Source organism: Rhodanobacter sp. MP7CTX1 (assembly GCF_014205795.1).
Classification (GTDB): domain Bacteria; phylum Pseudomonadota; class Gammaproteobacteria; order Xanthomonadales; family Rhodanobacteraceae; genus Rhodanobacter.
This window is the reverse complement of record NZ_JACHCN010000018.1, coordinates 11,558-26,708: the sequence shown is the minus strand read 5'-3', so window position 1 is coordinate 26,708 and position 15,151 is coordinate 11,558. Positions and strand designations below refer to the sequence as shown.

The following is a 15,151-nucleotide window of genomic DNA, read 5'->3' as shown; positions in this document are numbered from 1 at the left end:
CGGGCTCCATCGGTTCGACTCCCGTATTCAACGCGGCAGGCTCGCGCGGGTTGACTGGCACCCGTATGATGCACTGACAACGATGTCTTGGCGGGGTGAGGTCATGATCGACGGGTTCCTGGCGCTGTATATCTTCATGCTGGCCGCATTTACCGGCTATGAAATCATTGCGCGGGTGCCGGTCATCCTGCACACGCCGTTGATGTCCGGCTCCAACTTCGTCCACGGTATTGTGCTGGTTGGCGCGATGATCGCGCTAGGGCAGGCGCAGACGCCGTTCGAGATGACCATCGGCTTTATCGGGGTGCTGCTGGGCGCCGGCAACGCCGCCGGCGGGTACGTGGTCACCGAGCGGATGCTGGAGATGTTCAAGTCCAGCAAGCCCGCCGCCGGCAAGGAGAGCAAGTGATGGTCTGGTTGCCGATACTGATCAAGGGCTGTTATTTCCTCGCCGCGCTGCTGTTCATCCTGGGTCTGAAACGGATGAGTTCGCCACGTACCGCACGTGGCGGCATCGTATGGGCGGGCTTCGGCATGTTGGTGGCCGTACTGGCCACGTTCTTCCTGCCGGATATGCATAACCTCGGCCTGATTGTCGCGGCGGTGCTGATGGGTGTCGGCGCAGCGTGGTGGACCGGCCGGCGCGTGGCGATGACTGCGATGCCGCAGATGGTGGCGCTGTACAACGGTATGGGCGGCGGTGCGGCGGCGGCAATCGGTGCGGTCGAGCTGATCGGCTATGTGCGCAATATGCTGCTCCTGCATCCCGCAGGCATTCCGGATACCTCGCCATTGCGGCCGGAGAGCTGGGCGGTGAACGCATTGCAGCCGATCCCGGTCGTGGTGCCACTGAGCCCGATCGAACTCTCGCTGGGCGTGCTGGGCGCGCTGATCGGTGCGGTGAGTTTCTCCGGTTCGCTGATTGCGTTCTCCAAGTTGCAGGGCTGGCTGGACAAGCGCTTCGTATTTCCGGCTCAGCGTGCAGTCAACCTGCTGTTGCTGGCCGCGGCTGTCGTGGTCGGCATCATGTTGGCCAGCGGTCACGCCAGCCTGCCGTTGATCGCCGTTTTCTTTGCGCTGGCGTTGCTGTTCGGCCTGATGATGACGCTGCCAATCGGCGGCGCCGACATGCCGGTGGTGATCTCGCTGTACAACGCATTCACCGGGCTGGCGGTCGCGTTCGAGGGCTTCGTACTGGGCAACGAGGCGATGATCATTGCCGGTACCGTGGTCGGCGCGGCGGGCACCTTGCTGACCCAGCTGATGGCCAAGGCGATGAACCGGTCGATCGGCAACGTGCTGTTCGGCAGCTTCGGCGCAGCCGGCGGTGAGGCGCAGGCGATCGATGGGGCGCAAAAGCCCATCGACGCCGCCGACGCAGCAGTGATGATGGCGTATGCCGAACGCGTGGTGATCGTGCCTGGCTACGGCATGGCGGTGGCGCAGGCGCAGCACAAGGTGTGGGAATTTGCGCAGCTGCTGATCAAGCGCGGCGTGAAAGTGAAGTTTGCGATTCACCCGGTGGCCGGCCGCATGCCGGGTCACATGAACGTGCTGCTGGCTGAAGCAGGCGTGCCGTACGATCTGATTGCCGACATGGACGAGATCAACCCGGAGTTTCCGGTCACCGACGTGGCAATGGTGATTGGCGCCAACGACGTGGTCAACCCGTTGGCCAAGACTGATCCGGCTTCGCCGATTTACGGGATGCCGATTCTGGACGTCGGCAATGCGAAACACGTGATCGTGGTGAAGCGCGGCAAGGGCACCGGTTTTGCCGGCATCGAGAATGCGCTGTTCTATGCGGACAACGCACGCATGCTTTACGGCGATGGTCAGGCCGCCGCCGCTGAACTGGTGAATGAACTGAAGACGCTGGATGCTTGAGGGTGCGAGCGCGTAGGGTTTGACACCAGCGCTCGGCTCATCAAGGCCTCTACGTAGAACTTCCATAAGGGTGAACTAAGCGGCGCTGACTACCTTGCGCCATGCAATCTCATGACAGTGGCGACACTTCGATCCATCGCGCTGCCGCGATCGCGTTCAGCGATGCGCCGCCTCCGCTAGCACCCCGACCCTGGGACGACTTTCGGCGCCGCTTCATCGCGAGTTGTTTTGGCCGTCTATTCGGTACGGTGAAGCGTGGGCTTTGCGAACCTGGTCAGCTGCCGACACGCGGCATCCATCGCGTACTCATATGTCGACCCAATCACCGGTTGGGCAATGCCATCCTGATCAGTCCGTTGCTGGCCGAAGTGGAAGCTCTTTATCCAGGCGCTGAAATCGACCTTGTCACCGGCGGCAATGCGGCCCAGAACGTGTTCACGAATCGCTTCCAGATTCGTCAGATCTTCAGCCTGCCGCAAAAAATTGCACGGCATCTGTTTTTCACGGTCGGTTTGCTGCGACAGCTGCGGCGCAACTCCTACGATCTGGCCATCGATGCCTGTGACGGTTCGCAATCGGGACGGCTGTTGCTGGCGATGGTGAAGGCCCGCTACAAGCTGGGACTTCCTGATGGGTTGAGAAGTGGCGAATCGGCGTGGAATCATTTGCCGTGGCCGGAATACTTCGGGCACCGGGGCGTTTTTCTGTTGCGCATGGCGTACGCCGGCAAGATCGATCGAGCCTACCCCTCGCCCAACATACGGCTGTCCGAGCAGGAGCAGCAGCAGGCGGGGAAGGCGCTTGCCGCCGTTCTCGGTGAGTCAGTGCAGCGGTCCAGGACGCAACCCGTGGTCGGCATCTTTGCCAATGCGACTGGCGCCAAACGTTACAGCGCGGCCTGGTGGGTGGAATTTGTCATCGCACTTCAAACCCTGCGGCCAGATGTGCGGATCGTCGACCTGGTGGCGGAACATGGCCAGACCCAGCTTGGCGGAAATTTCCCCTCTTACTACACCCGCGACCTGCGCCGTCTCGCCTCGGTGATTGCGAACATGGACGCGTTCATCAGCGCGGATTGCGGCGTGATGCATCTGGCCGTGGCCGCCGGTACACCCACGCTCGGCCTGTTCTCGGTGACCTGCGCAGTGAAATATGGTCCTTGCGGACAGACCCACACCGCCGTCGGCACCAATACTTTGAGTGCTGCCGAGGTTGCACGCGTCGCTGCCGAGTGGCTCAGTCTCCCCTGAACCCTCCGGGCGATGCCCGGGGGGCTGTCCTACTGCGGGGGTGCCCGGCGACGCAGTGGACGCAATGCGAGCACGGCGGCCAGCACAGCGCCGGTGATAAACCAACCGACATCCACGAGTGTCAGCGCCAGGTGCGCCAATTGCCACAGCATGCCGGCTCCGGACGTACGCAGAGCATCAATCAGGCCCATACCCAGGTCACCGGCGATATTTGCTGCCGCGATCAGCACGCTCACATAGATGGCCGCCAATGCAGTTGCCAGCGCTGCCAGTAGCGCGGCGCCGGGCCCTGGTGGGCGCACCCCAAGGCGTATTGCCCACGCCAGCAGCGCCCCGATCGGTAGCGCCAGCCATGGCAGCGGTTGGCGCAGGTAGAGCGTTGCGACCATCCATATCGCCCCCGCAGCCAATCCCAGCATGCAGGCACTGAACATGGCGAACGCATTCGCGAAAAGGTTGCGGGCGCTCATGCGCACCTACGGGGCAAAACAGGCGATTGCATGCATTTATCCGACGGCAAAGCGACCATCATAGCGTGACGATAAGCGGGTGCCACGCAGGACTCGGGGCGGCAGATTCCCTTGAGTTCCATGATCCCGACCCGATCTCGGACAAGCAGGCCCGGGCAGCGGGCGGCATAATAGGCAGCTGGGTTCGACGCTTTGTCGTACCTGTGGATCTTCACTGGCGAGTGGTATGAGCGGTTTCAGTCTAAGCAGCGAACCTTTCACCCTGTTGCGCGATTGCAGCGCCGTCCTGGTGCCGCAAGGCGACGTGGTGGGCCTGCCAGCGGGCCAGATCGGCTATATCACGCAGGCGTTGGGCGGCAGTTTCACCGTGTATGTGGAAGGCAATCTGTTCCGCATTGCGGGCAAGGATGCCGACGCCCTTGGCAAGGAGCCTCCGCCGGCGATCGAGGTGCCCGCCGATGCCACCAACGAAGACGTGGAAAGGTTGGCGTGGGATCAGCTGCGCACGGTGTTCGATCCGGAGATCCCGGTGAACGTGGTCGACTTGGGACTGGTCTACGACCTGAGCCTGGAGCAGACCGAATCGGGCGAACGCAAGGTGTACGTGAAGCTCACACTGACCGCGCCCGGTTGCGGCATGGGCGACATCCTGGTGGATGACGCGCGCACCAAGCTGGAGATGATCCCCACGGTCAGCGAAGCCGATGTGGACCTGGTGTTCGATCCGCCGTGGAGCCATTCGATGATGTCCGACGCGGCGAAACTCGAAACAGGCATGCTCTAGGCTGGACGCCGTTGTGTAGGAGCGCACCCTGTGCGCGAAATGCGGGGCGCGCACCAACCAATGCGGCCGCTCTCAACCAGCCGCTTCCTCGAACCGATTCGCATCACGATTCTTGCGCACCTTGGCCGGATCCCACACACGGCCATTCATGGTGATGTAGACCCCATCCGGTAGCGTCTGCACGGCAGCCACCGCGCAGCCGATATTGAACACCGCGTCCGAGCCCTGAAAACGCGCCGGGTTCAGCGAACCGGTCAGCACGATCACCTTGCCCTGGATGTGCGCCAGCTCGCGTGCCGTTTCGACCATGGTGTCGGTGCCGTGGGTAACCAGCACGTGGCGGTGCGGCTGCGCCTCGATTGTCGAGCGCACCAGCGCGCGGTCTTCGGCGCCCATGTGCAGACTGTCCTTGCGCAGGATCGGAATCACGTCGAACTGGAACGCCACGCCGAGCTGGCCGAGGATTTCGCCGATCTGCGGCGCACCGATCTTGTAGTCCGACTTGTCGTCGAAGTAGATCTTGTCGATGGTGCCGCCGGTGGTGACGATGGTCAGATGCTGCATGCTGGTGAGCCAAATGAGGGGACGGGACATTTTAGCCCGTGCGGGGTCGATGGGAGTGGGCTCTGTCGCCCCGCTCTGCCCTCTCCCTTGGGCAGAGGGCAGAGCGGGTGCTCGCAGGAATGCCCATTTCTCGTCACCCCTGCGAAGCCAGGAGCCCAGCGTCCTTATTTGCTCTTGTGGGAGCGACTTCAGTCGCGATGCTCTGGCTTTGCTCTTAACCCCTGAAGCTCTGAAGCAAGCCAGACAGCAAAGCCAAACCAGAGCATCGCGACTGAAGTCGCTCCCACAAGGGCCGTTCCTAACCTAGCAACAGGGCGGTGTTGTTGGCGTCCGGTGCCACCAGTCGATTGAGGCCGTGGCCAACGAAGCGGCGCAGCACGGCCGCCGCGTACGGATCGCCGTGATGGCTTGACCAACTTGCCTGCCGTGCCAGCAGCGCCGCACTCGCGCAGCGGGCCAGTGTGAATGCAAGGCCACGTGCGCCCGCTTCCAGCGATTCGCGGCTTGCAGCATGACCGTCGAGGTAAGCTGATGCCGCATCGAGTGCTGCCTGAATCGAGCCCACCACGACGGTATCGGTGGCGTCGGCCGACCAGTCATCGACGGCTGTGCGCAGTGCCGCGAACGTGTCACCGGCGAGTGCCCGCAGGCTGTCCAGCGACAGTACATTCGTGGTGCCCTCCCAGATCGCATACACCTGCGCGTCGCGCAACAGTTGTGGCAGTCCGGTGTCCTCGATGTAGCCGGCGCCGCCAAAACACTCCAGCGCCTCCGAGCACAGCTTTACCGCCAGCTTGCCGGTCCACAACTTGGCCAGCGGCGTGAGCAGGCGCAACAGCGCAACTTCGTGCGGCGCGGCAGCGTCGTGCTCGACTCGGCCAAGCAGGTGCGCGACTTCAAAGGCAAGCGCGAAAGCGCCTTCGAACTCCGCCTGCATGTCGGCCAGCGTCTGCGCATGCAGCGGCTGTTCGATCAATGGACGGCCAAACGCTTGTCGTCGCGTGGCGTAATCTCGTGCCAGGCTGATGGCGCGCGCCATGCTGGCTACCGCACAGATCGCATTCCAGGTGCGGGTGACGTTGAGCATCGGCGCGACTTGGCGCACGCCGTGTGCGAGTTCGCCGAGGGGCCAGGCGAGTAGGCCGTCGAGATGGATTTCAGCGGTGGGTAGTTCATGCGTGCCGAGCTTGTCTTTCAGGCGGTCGATGACGAGTTCGGGTTTGCGTCGCTCACCGTCCATCGTCTCGACGTAGAACAACGCCAGTGCAGCCGTGCCTGTGCCGGCACCCTCGGGTCTCGCCAAGGCCAGGGCCGCTTCGCCGACCACCGCCGAGCTGAACCATTTGCGGCCATGCAATCGCCACTGGCCATCCGCGTCCTGCCGCGCGATGGTTTCGGTGAGGCCGACGTCGGAGCCGCCCGTATTTTCGGTCATCCACTGGCCGCTGAGCCAGAAGGTGGCGGCATCGCGACTCAGGAAATGCGGCAGTGCGCGTTCGATCAGCTTCTGGTTGCCGCAAGCTTTCAGCGCCGTGGCGGCGCCGTCGGTCATTGCCAGCGGGCAGGTGTAGAACTCACTGGCAAGGTGATACAGGTAGACGCGGGCAAATTGCTCCAGTCGTGCATTGGCGTTCGCTTCGTGCCCGGCAGCGAGTACGGCGTGGCGCGTGGTGAGTTGCGGGCCTTCCAGCCAGGCCGTGGTGAGTTCGATGCGATCCACCCGGCGGCCCCAGGCATCCCATTGCGTAAGTACTGGTTTGCGGCGGCTGGTATGCGTGGCGCGCTGCCATGCCAATTGCGAGTAGTTGCCGAGTGCCTCGAGATCTACGTTTAGCGCGGCACGGCGCTCGGCCGGCAAGGCGCGGTCAAGCAGGGCAGACAGCGCAAGGTCGCTGCGATATGGCCCGCGATACGGGTGCGGCAGTTGTGGCGGGTCCTGCAGGAAGGCCATGGCGCGCTCCGTCCAGATTCCAGATGTTGAGTATAGACATGCGCATAGCCGGCGCAGTACTGGCATCATCGAAAGTCATTTCATCAGTGCAGGTCGGGCAACATGCGATTTTCAGAAGCCATGCAGACAGTGATACGCGATGGTGACGGCTGGCAGGCCACGGTCAGCGAAGACTGGCTGCAGGGGCGTAGCGCGTTCGGTGGCCTGCAGGCGGCACTGGCCTTGCGCGCGATGCGCGAACTGGTGCATGCGGACATGCCGCTGCGCAGCCTGCAGACGACGTTCGTGGCGCCGGTGCCCGCTGGTACGGTGAGCATTCGCGCGCAACGCCTGCGCGAAGGTCGCAGCGCCACCCAGGTCGAGGCCAGCCTGTACGACGGCGAGCAGACACTGTGCCGGTTGGTCGCCGTGTTCGGAAGCGCGCGGCCATCGGTGCTGAACTTCCAGCCTCAACAACCGCCGGTGGCGAGTCCGACACCGCGTGAACTGCGCTATGTCGAAGGCCGGATGCCTGCCTTCACCCAGCACTTCCGTGCCAGCTGGCTACGCGGGGACCTGCCGTTCAGCGGTGGCCATCAACGTGAGGCCGTGCTGCGACTTTCATTGCGCGATGAAGGCCAGCCAGACGAAACTCACGTGCTCGCGTTCGCCGATTTCATCCCTCCGATTGCGCTGTCGATGTTCGCCACGCCGACCCCTGGTAGCTCGCTCACCTGGATGATCGAACTGTTGCGCCACCGTTACGACGATCTGGGCATGGATGACTGGCGCGTCGACGCCGAACTCATCGCCGCCCGCGACGGTTACACCCAGCAGAGCGTGATGCTGTGGGGGCCGCATGGCGAGCCGGTGGCGCTGAGCCGACAGAGCATGGTGGTGTTTGGTTGAGCTCGCGCAGAACTGATCCGTCAGGCGCCGCTAGCTGCGTTGTTTGCGTTTGACTCCGGCGCCCAGCGTACCGATCAGTAGCAGGGTGAGGATGATTTCGACCAGGGCCAGCCAGCGTTCGCTGGACGAGCTCCAACCTTCGGCAATGCCGTGGCAGAAATAAAACAGGCTGAGGATGCCGACCCACAGCAGCGCGCGGCGCGCATCGCGGATCGTCAGCAGGGGCAGCAGCAGGGGTATCACGCTGATCGCCAGCACCAGCCACGTCGGCGTGTGCTGTGGTGGGAACAGCCACGCATGCCAGATCAACTGCAGCGCGACCAGGGCGGCCCAGGCGAGCAGTCCCAGCCGCTGTTCTTTCGGCAACGGAATGCTTGCACTCATCCGGCTGTCGCCAGTTTGCGTGCTGTTTCGGCAAGTCGGCGGCCCAGTGCGCGGGCCAGTTCGCGTTCGTGTTCGCTGATCGAATTTTCACCCTTGGCGCCGGAAACATGGCTGGCACCGTAGGGTGTGCCGCCGCTTTGCGTGGTGGTCAGCGCCGGCTCGGTATATGGCACGCCGAGCAGCAGCATGCCGTGATGCAGCAGTGGCAGTGCCATCGACAGCAGGGTGGATTCCTGGCCGCCATGCATGGTGCTGGTGGACGTAAAGAGTGCCGCCGGTTTGCCGACGAGTGTGCCGCTGGCCCATTCGGCGCCGGTGCAGTCCAGGAAATACTTCAGCGGTGCGGCCATGTTGCCGAAGCGCGTAGGGCTGCCCATGGCCAGTCCTACGCACTCGAGCAGATCCTGCTTCTGCACATACGGCGCGCCGTCTTCAGGTTCCGGCGGCTGGGCGGTTTCGGTCACTGGCGCCACTGGAGGCACCTGACGCAGGCGAGCGCGCATGCCGGGCACTTCCTCGATGCCGCGGGCAATCAGTCGTGCCAGTTGGGCGGTATGCCCGCCGCGGCTGTAATAGAGGACGAGAATCTCGTTCATGCGTTGAAAACATTCAGTGGCGGTACGCTAGTGTAACGAGCGATACCGCCGATGTTGCCGTCACGCCGATCGCGGGGTGGCAATTCACGAAGGGATGTCCATGGCTTTGCGTTACGACCGCGACCGCACATCGAGCTTCAGCCGCTTCCTCTGGCAGCGTTTTCTCGATGACAATTGTTTCGAGACCGCTGGTGCCCTGTCCTACATCACGCTGGTGTCGCTGGTACCACTGATGGTGGCGGTGCTGGCGGCGATTTCAGTGTTCCCGGTGCTTCCGTTATTTGAAACCGCACGGGAAACGCTGGCCCACTACGTGTTTCACCATTTCGTGCCGGCGGCAGGCGAGCGCGTGCAACAGGCGCTGCACGAATTCGCCAGCAATGCCAGCAAGCTGACCTGGATCAGCCTGCTGGTCATGCTGTTCAGCGCTATATCGATGATGGTCAGCATCGAAGATCAGTTGAATCGCATCTGGCGCGTGAGCAAGTCGCGCGACTGGGTTTCGCGCCTGTCGCTGTATCTGATTGCGCTGACTCTGGGGCCGATCCTGGTCGTGGGCGGCGTTGCTCTGACTTCCTACATCACCGCACTTCCACTATTGCAGGATACGGCGGGACAGCTCGGGCTGAGCGGCCGCCTGCTGCGCGTTCTGCCGTTCGTGGTGACCTTCGTCACGCTGTGGCTGTTGTACACGCTGGTGCCCAACCAGCATGTGTCGCGTCGCGATGCCACGATTGGCGCGCTGCTCGGTGCCGTGCTGTTCGAGATCGTTCGCTGGGGTTTCAGGCTATTCGTGCATAGCGCGCACACTTACCAGCAGATCTACGGTGCGCTGGCAGCGATTCCGATTTTCCTGCTGTGGATCTACCTGTCGTGGGTCATCGTGATCTTTGGCGCTTCGATCACCGCCTCGATCCCTTCGTTCGAATATCAGGTACCGAAAAAGGGCTTGCCGGAGGGTGCTGAATTCCTCGGCTTGCTGCTGGTACTTCGGCACTTCGTCGAGGCCCAGCGTGCGGGGCGCAGTGTGAAACAGACCGATTTGCAGTCGAGCGAGCCGTACCTGCATGGCACGTCGATCAGTGAGTACCTCGGTGAGCTCGAGCATGCCGAACTGATCAAGCGCGATGCTTCGGATGGCTGGCTGCTCACACGCGATCCGGCCAGCACCGATCTGCTACAGATTTACGGCCATACCCGCTATCGTTTACCGCTGGAGCCAGCGGAGGAAGCCGCGGCGTTGGGTGTTGAATTGTCGCCCACGTTACTGGGGCTGCTGAACTCACTGGCCACATCACTGGAGACGAAGCTGGGCGTCCGGCTCGACCAGATTTATCCCCCGGGACGCTGACGCCGCGTCCGATAGCAAGGAAACCCCTGCATGACCCCGTTGTATTCCATCCTGCCGCGCTTCAATGTGTTCAAATCCGCCGTGCTGGCCTTGGCGTTGGCTCTCGCGTTGCCGACCCACGCCGCCATGCCCACCCAGCCGACGCTGCAGGTCACCACACTCGATGGCAAGCCATACGATCTGTCCGCGCAGCGCGGCAAATGGGTGATCGTGAACTATTGGGCGACCTGGTGCGTGCCGTGCATCAAGGAGATGCCGGACATCTCGAACTTCGTCAGCACGCACAAGAATGTCACGGCGATCGGGCTGGCGTATGACGACAGCGACCCGGCCGACATCAAGGCGTTCGTCGCCAAGCATCCGGTGTCGTATCCCATCGCCCAGGTCACGCTGGACAAGCCGGCCAAGGACTTTGACGAGCCACGCGGTTTGCCCACGACCTGGGTGATCGATCCGACCGGCAAGGTGGCCAAGCGCTTTATCGGCCCGGTTACTCCCGCCTTGCTGAGCGCGGTGATTGGAGGCCAGTAATGCCGACGGCCAGGTTCATCGTCAGTGGCCGGGTGCAAGGTGTGTTCTATCGCGGCAGTGCCCGCGCCCAGGCGTTGGCGCTGGGCGTTAGCGGTTATGCGAAGAACCAGCCGGACGGTTGCGTTGAAGTGCTGGCGACTGGATCCGCGGATGCGCTGGATGGATTGGAGCGCTGGCTGCGCCGGGGGCCGCCGGCGGCGCAGGTGGAAAGCGTCAGTCGCGAGGACTTGCCTGATGAGGGTGGGCCCGACCAGGACTTGCACGGGTTTCACACCGTCTGATCGTCAAAGTGTGTCGGGCACCCACAATGCCTTGTCGGTGACGTGTTCCAGTTTTGGTGGGCCCTTGAGCTTGGGCAGCTTCACCTTGGCGATCGGTTCGTCCTTCAGCGGAAGTTGCTGCAGCAGATGTCGTATCAGGTTGATCCGGCCACGCTTCTGGTCGTTGAAATCGACCACGAACCATGGCGCCTTCTTGCTGTGCGTACGCTTGATCATGGTGTCGCGCAGCCTGCCGATCTCAACGTATTTCTGTCGTACGGCCAGGTCTACCGGCGACAGTTTCCAGCGCTTGAGCGGGTTCTCGGCACGCTGGTCGAAGCGCTCCTCCTGCTCGGCCTGATCCACGGCCAACCAGTACTTGATCACGATGATGCCGTCATCGGTAAGCAGCTTCTCGAACGCGGGGACCGCATCCAGAAAGGCCATGTATTCGGCGTCGGTACAGAAGCCCATGGCGGGCTCCACCACGGCGCGGTTGTACCAGCTGCGATCGAACAGCACGAACTCGCCGGCCGCTGGCAGATGCGGTACGTAGCGCTGGAAATACCACTGTTTGGTTTCGACCTCATTCGGTTTGCCGAGTGCGACGATGCGGTAGCTGCGGGTATCCAGCACTTCGGTGATGTGCTTGATGGTGCCCCCTTTGCCGGCGGCATCGCGTCCTTCGAAGATCACCAGCAGTCGCTTGCCACTATCTTTCAGCCAGTACTGCAGCCGCACCAGATCCAGTTGCAGTTCTTCCAGCGCGCGTTTTTCCCGCTTGCTCATGATGGCTCCCTAGTTAAGAACTGGCTCTCAGCAGTCCAGATCGATCGGTGGTTGACCCGCGCGATGACGTGCGCCGATCGCTTGTACGGCGCGACTGAAGTCGGCGGCAAAACCGCGCATGTCGAACAAAGGACTTTGCTCACGTTGCTGCAGGAGATGTTCGCGCAGAGTGGCGAGCATCGCGCGGTCATTGCCAAGCTTGCAAGCCATCGCGACGAAAGCTTCTTCAGTATCGGTGATGAGTTCAGTCAAACCTGCGTGATGGAGCAGGCTGGCAGCGACGCGGCCCGCAAACGTGTCGCCGATGCAGGTGAGTAGCGGGCAGCCGGCCCAGAGCGCGTCGGATGCGGTGGTGTGTGCATTGTAGGGCAGGGTGTCCAGGAACAGGTCGACATGCGCAAAACGCGCCAGATAGTCGGCGTGCGGCAGGCGCGGCATGAACACGAGTCGCTCCGCTGAAACGCCCTGCACGGCAGCTTGCGCGCGCAGGCGATCGTCCGCGCCGGCAGGTCCGGACAGCAGCCACAGCACGCTATCGGGCACCTGTTGCAGGATCCGCATGAAGCGCGCGAATCCTGCGGGATTGATCTTGTAGGCGTTGTTGAAGCAGGCGAAGACGGTACCGTCCATGGGCAGCCCGCATTCTGCTCGCGAGGGCGGCGCGGCAAGTACTCGCGTCGTGTCGTTGGGCTGGAAGCAGCGTGGCAGACGCAACACCTGTTCGCTGTAGTCGGTGCGCTGCGACGCTGGCACCACTACAGCGTCTGCCAGCACGTAATCCATCCAGGGAGCGCCGGAAGTGCCCGGATACGCCAGCCAGTTGACCTGCACTGGCGCCGCACGCAGGGCGAAAAGCTCGGCACTGCCTTTGCCGCAATATCCGGTGAGGTCGAACAGCACTTCGATCCCGGCGGCACGAATCTCGTATGCCGTTTGAGGATGCGTAAGCTTGGCCACGTCGTGCATTTGTGCAGCCGTTTCCAGCCGTTGACGGATCGGCCCATGATCGCTTGGCGCCGTCGCGAACAGGTGAATTTCCAGCTCGGCGTGCGTGGCCAGTGCTTCAAACATGGCAACCACCAACAGCCCAGTGGCATGTTCGCCAAAACCATCAGCGGCGAAGCCGACACGGATCGGCGCATCGGGCCTGGCGATGGCAGGGCTCAGGCCGAGCTGCTGTCGCTGTGGCGCCGTACTTTGTTCGATGCCACGGGCGAACGTCGTCGCGCATCGGCGCTGTTCGGCGGCACTCGCTGTCTCGGCTAGAAACGCGAATGGCGTAACGCCCTCGCGGCTATCGGCAACCGCCTGATGCAGTTGCTTGCTCAGTTCATCCAGTCCCTGCCAGTCGTACAGCCGACGCTTGGCGAACACCAGCTGGCTCAGCGCCGCGCCATAACTGCTGCCGGGCTGCAGCGCGCGCGCGTAGGCATGCACGGCGGCGTCAAGCCGACCGCCTTCGTCCAGCATCAGGCCCATATGGAAGGGATGCTGCGGATTCGCGGGCGCAAGTCGTTCGGCGCGTTGGTAGGCGTCGGCGGCATCCTGCGCGCGCCCTTGCGCGCGCAGGATGTGACCTAGCAAGGCATGCGCGGCATCGAACGATGGCGCCATCTGCAGCACCTCGCGCGCATAGATTTCCGCCTGTTCTGCATGGCCAAGCTGCAGTTCGGCCGCGGCCAGATTCAGCCGCAATCCCGGATTTTGCGGCGCGCCATGGGTGGCCATCGCAAAAGATTCCCGCGCTTGCGAATAGCGGGCAGCAGCCATCAATGCGTTGCCGAGCCCTTGCAGCACGGCAGGGTGGCCAGGCGCGCGGCGCAAGGTTGCGCGCAAGCGTTCGATGGCTGCGTCGGGATTTTTGTTCTGCATGGCCAGGCTGGCCAGATTGCATTGCACCTCTACGCTGGCGGGCGCCAGTTCGGCCGCCCGCTCAAGCGCGATCTGCGCTTCGGGCCGCCGCTGCAATTGCAACAATGCGACACCATGCAGGCGGGCCAGTTCGCCCTCGAACGGGAACTCTTTTCGCGCCTGCGCCGCGAACGCTTCCGCTGCAGTGAAGTCACCTTGTTGAAGCAGCGGGACGAGCCGGCCGATGGCTGCTTCGGGATCGGAGTGGGTGGTGGTGTTCATCGGCGTCAAGCTAACCCACGCAGATCAAACCGCCAAGCTCGAGCGGCGCGAAATCACAAGTTTTCCATGAGCCCGAAGGACCGGCTCCCTCCCCTGCTTGCAGGGGAGGGTTGGGGTGGGGTCGCTCTTCGCCCGAGAATCAAAAGCACCCCCTCCCAGCCTCCCCCTGCAAGCAGGGGGAGGTGCAAAGCAGTGACTCAGACGTCCGCGAGCGACTTCAGCTCGTCGGCCTGGTGTTCGCGGGTCAGTGTGTCGACCAGTTCGCGCAGATCGCCCTGCATGATTTCGGGCAGGCGATACAGGGTGAGGTTGATGCGGTGATCGGTGATGCGACCCTGCGGATAGTTGTACGTACGGATACGCTGGCTGCGGTCGCCGGAGCCGACCTGCAGGCGTCGCGCTTCGGCTTGCGCGGCATTCTGCTTGCCGCGTTCCGCATCGAGCAGGCGCGCCTTGAGCAGGCTCATCGCACGGGCGCGATTCTTGTGCTGGCTGCGTTCTTCCTGACACTCCACCACGGTGCCGGTCGGCAGATGGGTAATCCGGATGGCCGAGTCGGTCTTGTTGACGTGCTGGCCGCCCGCACCGGACGCGCGGAAGGTGTCGGTTTTCAGGTCGGCCGGGTTGATCTCGATCTCGTCGATCTCGTCGAGCTCGGGCAGGATTGCGACAGTCGCGGCTGAAGTGTGGATACGCCCCTGCGACTCGGTTTCCGGCACGCGCTGCACGCGGTGGGTGCCGGATTCGAACTTCAGCTGCGAATACGCACCGTTGCCTTCGACGCGGGCGACCACTTCCTTGTAGCCGCCATGTTCGCCGGCATGCTCGCTGAGAATTTCGACGTGCCAGCGCCTGCTTTCGGCATAGCGCACATACATGCGGAACAGGTCGCCGGCAAAAATCGCCGCCTCGTCGCCACCGGTGCCGGCGCGTACTTCGAGGTAGAGATTCGCTTCGTCGCGCGGATCTTTCGGCAACAACAGGAGCTGCAGTTCGCTGTCCAGATCGAGCAGCCGCTGCTCCAGTCGGCGCACATCGTCGGCGGCCATCTCGCGCAGTTCGGGATCATCGAGCATGACACGCGTCTGAACCAGTTCGCGCTCGGCGTGATCGTGCTCATGCAGGGAGTTCGCGACCGGCTCAAGCTGCGCGTATTCCTGCGAGAGTGCGCGAAAACGCGCGTTGTCGGTGAGCACTTCGGGCTGGCTCAACAGCAGGCCGATCTCTTCATGGCGTTCGGCCAGTGCTTCGAGCTTGCGACGTATCGATGGGGTCATGGGATAGGGACGATTGGCGAGGGACGAGGGGCAGGG

16 protein-coding genes are annotated in these 15,151 nt (G+C 63.0%); 8 read left to right on the top strand and 8 right to left on the bottom strand.

Going from position 1 to position 15,151, the window contains the following annotated elements; genetic code table 11:
• Nucleotides 1–103 precede the first annotated feature (103 nt).
• The 3 genes from HDE77_RS17790 to HDE77_RS17780 all read left to right on the top strand — a co-directional run bounded on the left by HDE77_RS17790 (nt 104) and on the right by HDE77_RS17780 (nt 3,137).
• Entirely contained in the window at nt 104–409 is a 306-nt protein-coding gene (locus HDE77_RS17790) for an NAD(P) transhydrogenase subunit alpha (RefSeq protein WP_184419253.1), read from the top strand.
• Nucleotides 409–1,887: an NAD(P)(+) transhydrogenase (Re/Si-specific) subunit beta gene (locus tag HDE77_RS17785; protein WP_184419252.1), complete on the top strand. Its 1,479-nt coding sequence runs from the start codon at nt 409–411 to the stop codon at nt 1,885–1,887. The genes HDE77_RS17790 and HDE77_RS17785 overlap by 1 nt, the downstream gene beginning before the upstream one ends.
• Nucleotides 1,888–1,988: 101 nt before the next feature.
• The gene (locus HDE77_RS17780) at nt 1,989–3,137 is read left to right on the top strand and encodes a glycosyltransferase family 9 protein (protein WP_184419251.1); all 1,149 of its coding nucleotides are present in this window, start codon (nt 1,989–1,991) and stop codon (nt 3,135–3,137) included.
• A gap of 29 nt (nt 3,138–3,166) precedes the next feature.
• Here HDE77_RS17780 and HDE77_RS17775 read toward each other — a convergent pair whose 3' ends face one another.
• Nucleotides 3,167–3,607, bottom strand: coding sequence for a hypothetical protein (locus tag HDE77_RS17775; RefSeq protein ID WP_184419250.1), 441 nt, complete (start codon nt 3,605–3,607; stop codon nt 3,167–3,169).
• A 226-nt stretch (nt 3,608–3,833) separates the two neighbouring features.
• Here HDE77_RS17775 and sufT point away from each other — a divergent pair, with 226 nt between their 5' ends.
• A complete protein-coding gene (gene sufT, locus HDE77_RS17770; RefSeq protein ID WP_184419249.1) occupies nt 3,834–4,391 on the top strand; it encodes a putative Fe-S cluster assembly protein SufT in 558 nt (185 codons plus the stop codon).
• A gap of 72 nt (nt 4,392–4,463) precedes the next feature.
• Here the strand turns inward: sufT and HDE77_RS17765 are convergent, their stop codons facing one another.
• Together HDE77_RS17765 and HDE77_RS17760 are read right to left on the bottom strand one after the other, a co-directional pair.
• Nucleotides 4,464–4,955: an asparaginase domain-containing protein gene (locus HDE77_RS17765; RefSeq protein WP_184419310.1), complete on the bottom strand. Its 492-nt coding sequence runs from the start codon at nt 4,953–4,955 to the stop codon at nt 4,464–4,466.
• Between the two features lie 298 nt (nt 4,956–5,253).
• Entirely contained in the window at nt 5,254–6,906 is a 1,653-nt protein-coding gene (locus HDE77_RS17760; protein ID WP_184419248.1) for an acyl-CoA dehydrogenase family protein, read from the bottom strand.
• Nucleotides 6,907–7,008: 102 nt separating this feature from the next.
• On the opposite strand from HDE77_RS17760, the gene HDE77_RS17755 reads away from it, so the two are divergent.
• The gene (locus HDE77_RS17755) at nt 7,009–7,794 is read left to right on the top strand and encodes a thioesterase family protein (RefSeq protein ID WP_184419247.1); all 786 of its coding nucleotides are present in this window, start codon (nt 7,009–7,011) and stop codon (nt 7,792–7,794) included.
• 30 nt (nt 7,795–7,824) lie between these two features.
• Here HDE77_RS17755 and HDE77_RS17750 read toward each other — a convergent pair whose 3' ends face one another.
• Both HDE77_RS17750 and wrbA read right to left on the bottom strand, forming a co-directional pair.
• Nucleotides 7,825–8,178: a DUF2069 domain-containing protein gene (locus HDE77_RS17750; protein WP_184419246.1), complete on the bottom strand. Its 354-nt coding sequence runs from the start codon at nt 8,176–8,178 to the stop codon at nt 7,825–7,827.
• Entirely contained in the window at nt 8,175–8,774 is a 600-nt protein-coding gene (gene wrbA, locus HDE77_RS17745) for an NAD(P)H:quinone oxidoreductase (protein WP_184419245.1), read from the bottom strand. Before wrbA ends, HDE77_RS17750 begins: the two co-directional genes overlap by 4 nt.
• A gap of 100 nt (nt 8,775–8,874) precedes the next feature.
• On the opposite strand from wrbA, the gene HDE77_RS17740 reads away from it, so the two are divergent.
• The 3 genes from HDE77_RS17740 to HDE77_RS17730 are packed head-to-tail and all read left to right on the top strand — an operon-like array spanning nt 8,875 to nt 10,937.
• Nucleotides 8,875–10,125 carry a YihY family inner membrane protein gene (locus HDE77_RS17740; protein ID WP_184419244.1) on the top strand — a complete coding sequence of 417 codons (1,251 nt, stop codon included), beginning with the start codon at nt 8,875–8,877 and terminating at the stop codon, nt 10,123–10,125.
• A gap of 30 nt (nt 10,126–10,155) precedes the next feature.
• The gene (locus HDE77_RS17735; protein ID WP_184419243.1) at nt 10,156–10,656 is read left to right on the top strand and encodes a TlpA disulfide reductase family protein; all 501 of its coding nucleotides are present in this window, start codon (nt 10,156–10,158) and stop codon (nt 10,654–10,656) included.
• On the top strand, nt 10,656–10,937 hold the full coding sequence (locus tag HDE77_RS17730) for an acylphosphatase (protein ID WP_184419242.1): 282 nt from the start codon (nt 10,656–10,658) through the stop codon (nt 10,935–10,937). The genes HDE77_RS17735 and HDE77_RS17730 overlap by 1 nt, the downstream gene beginning before the upstream one ends.
• Before the next feature lie 3 nt (nt 10,938–10,940).
• Here HDE77_RS17730 and ppk2 read toward each other — a convergent pair whose 3' ends face one another.
• From ppk2 to prfA, 3 genes are all read right to left on the bottom strand, one after another.
• Complete coding sequence (gene ppk2 / locus HDE77_RS17725) at nt 10,941–11,705, bottom strand: polyphosphate kinase 2 (RefSeq protein ID WP_184419241.1); 765 nt, start codon at nt 11,703–11,705, stop codon at nt 10,941–10,943.
• Between the two features lie 27 nt (nt 11,706–11,732).
• Entirely contained in the window at nt 11,733–13,838 is a 2,106-nt protein-coding gene (locus HDE77_RS17720; RefSeq protein WP_184419240.1) for a tetratricopeptide repeat protein, read from the bottom strand.
• A 197-nt stretch (nt 13,839–14,035) separates the two neighbouring features.
• The gene (prfA, locus tag HDE77_RS17715) at nt 14,036–15,115 is read right to left on the bottom strand and encodes a peptide chain release factor 1 (RefSeq protein ID WP_184419239.1); all 1,080 of its coding nucleotides are present in this window, start codon (nt 15,113–15,115) and stop codon (nt 14,036–14,038) included.
• Nucleotides 15,116–15,151: the final 36 nt, after the last annotated feature.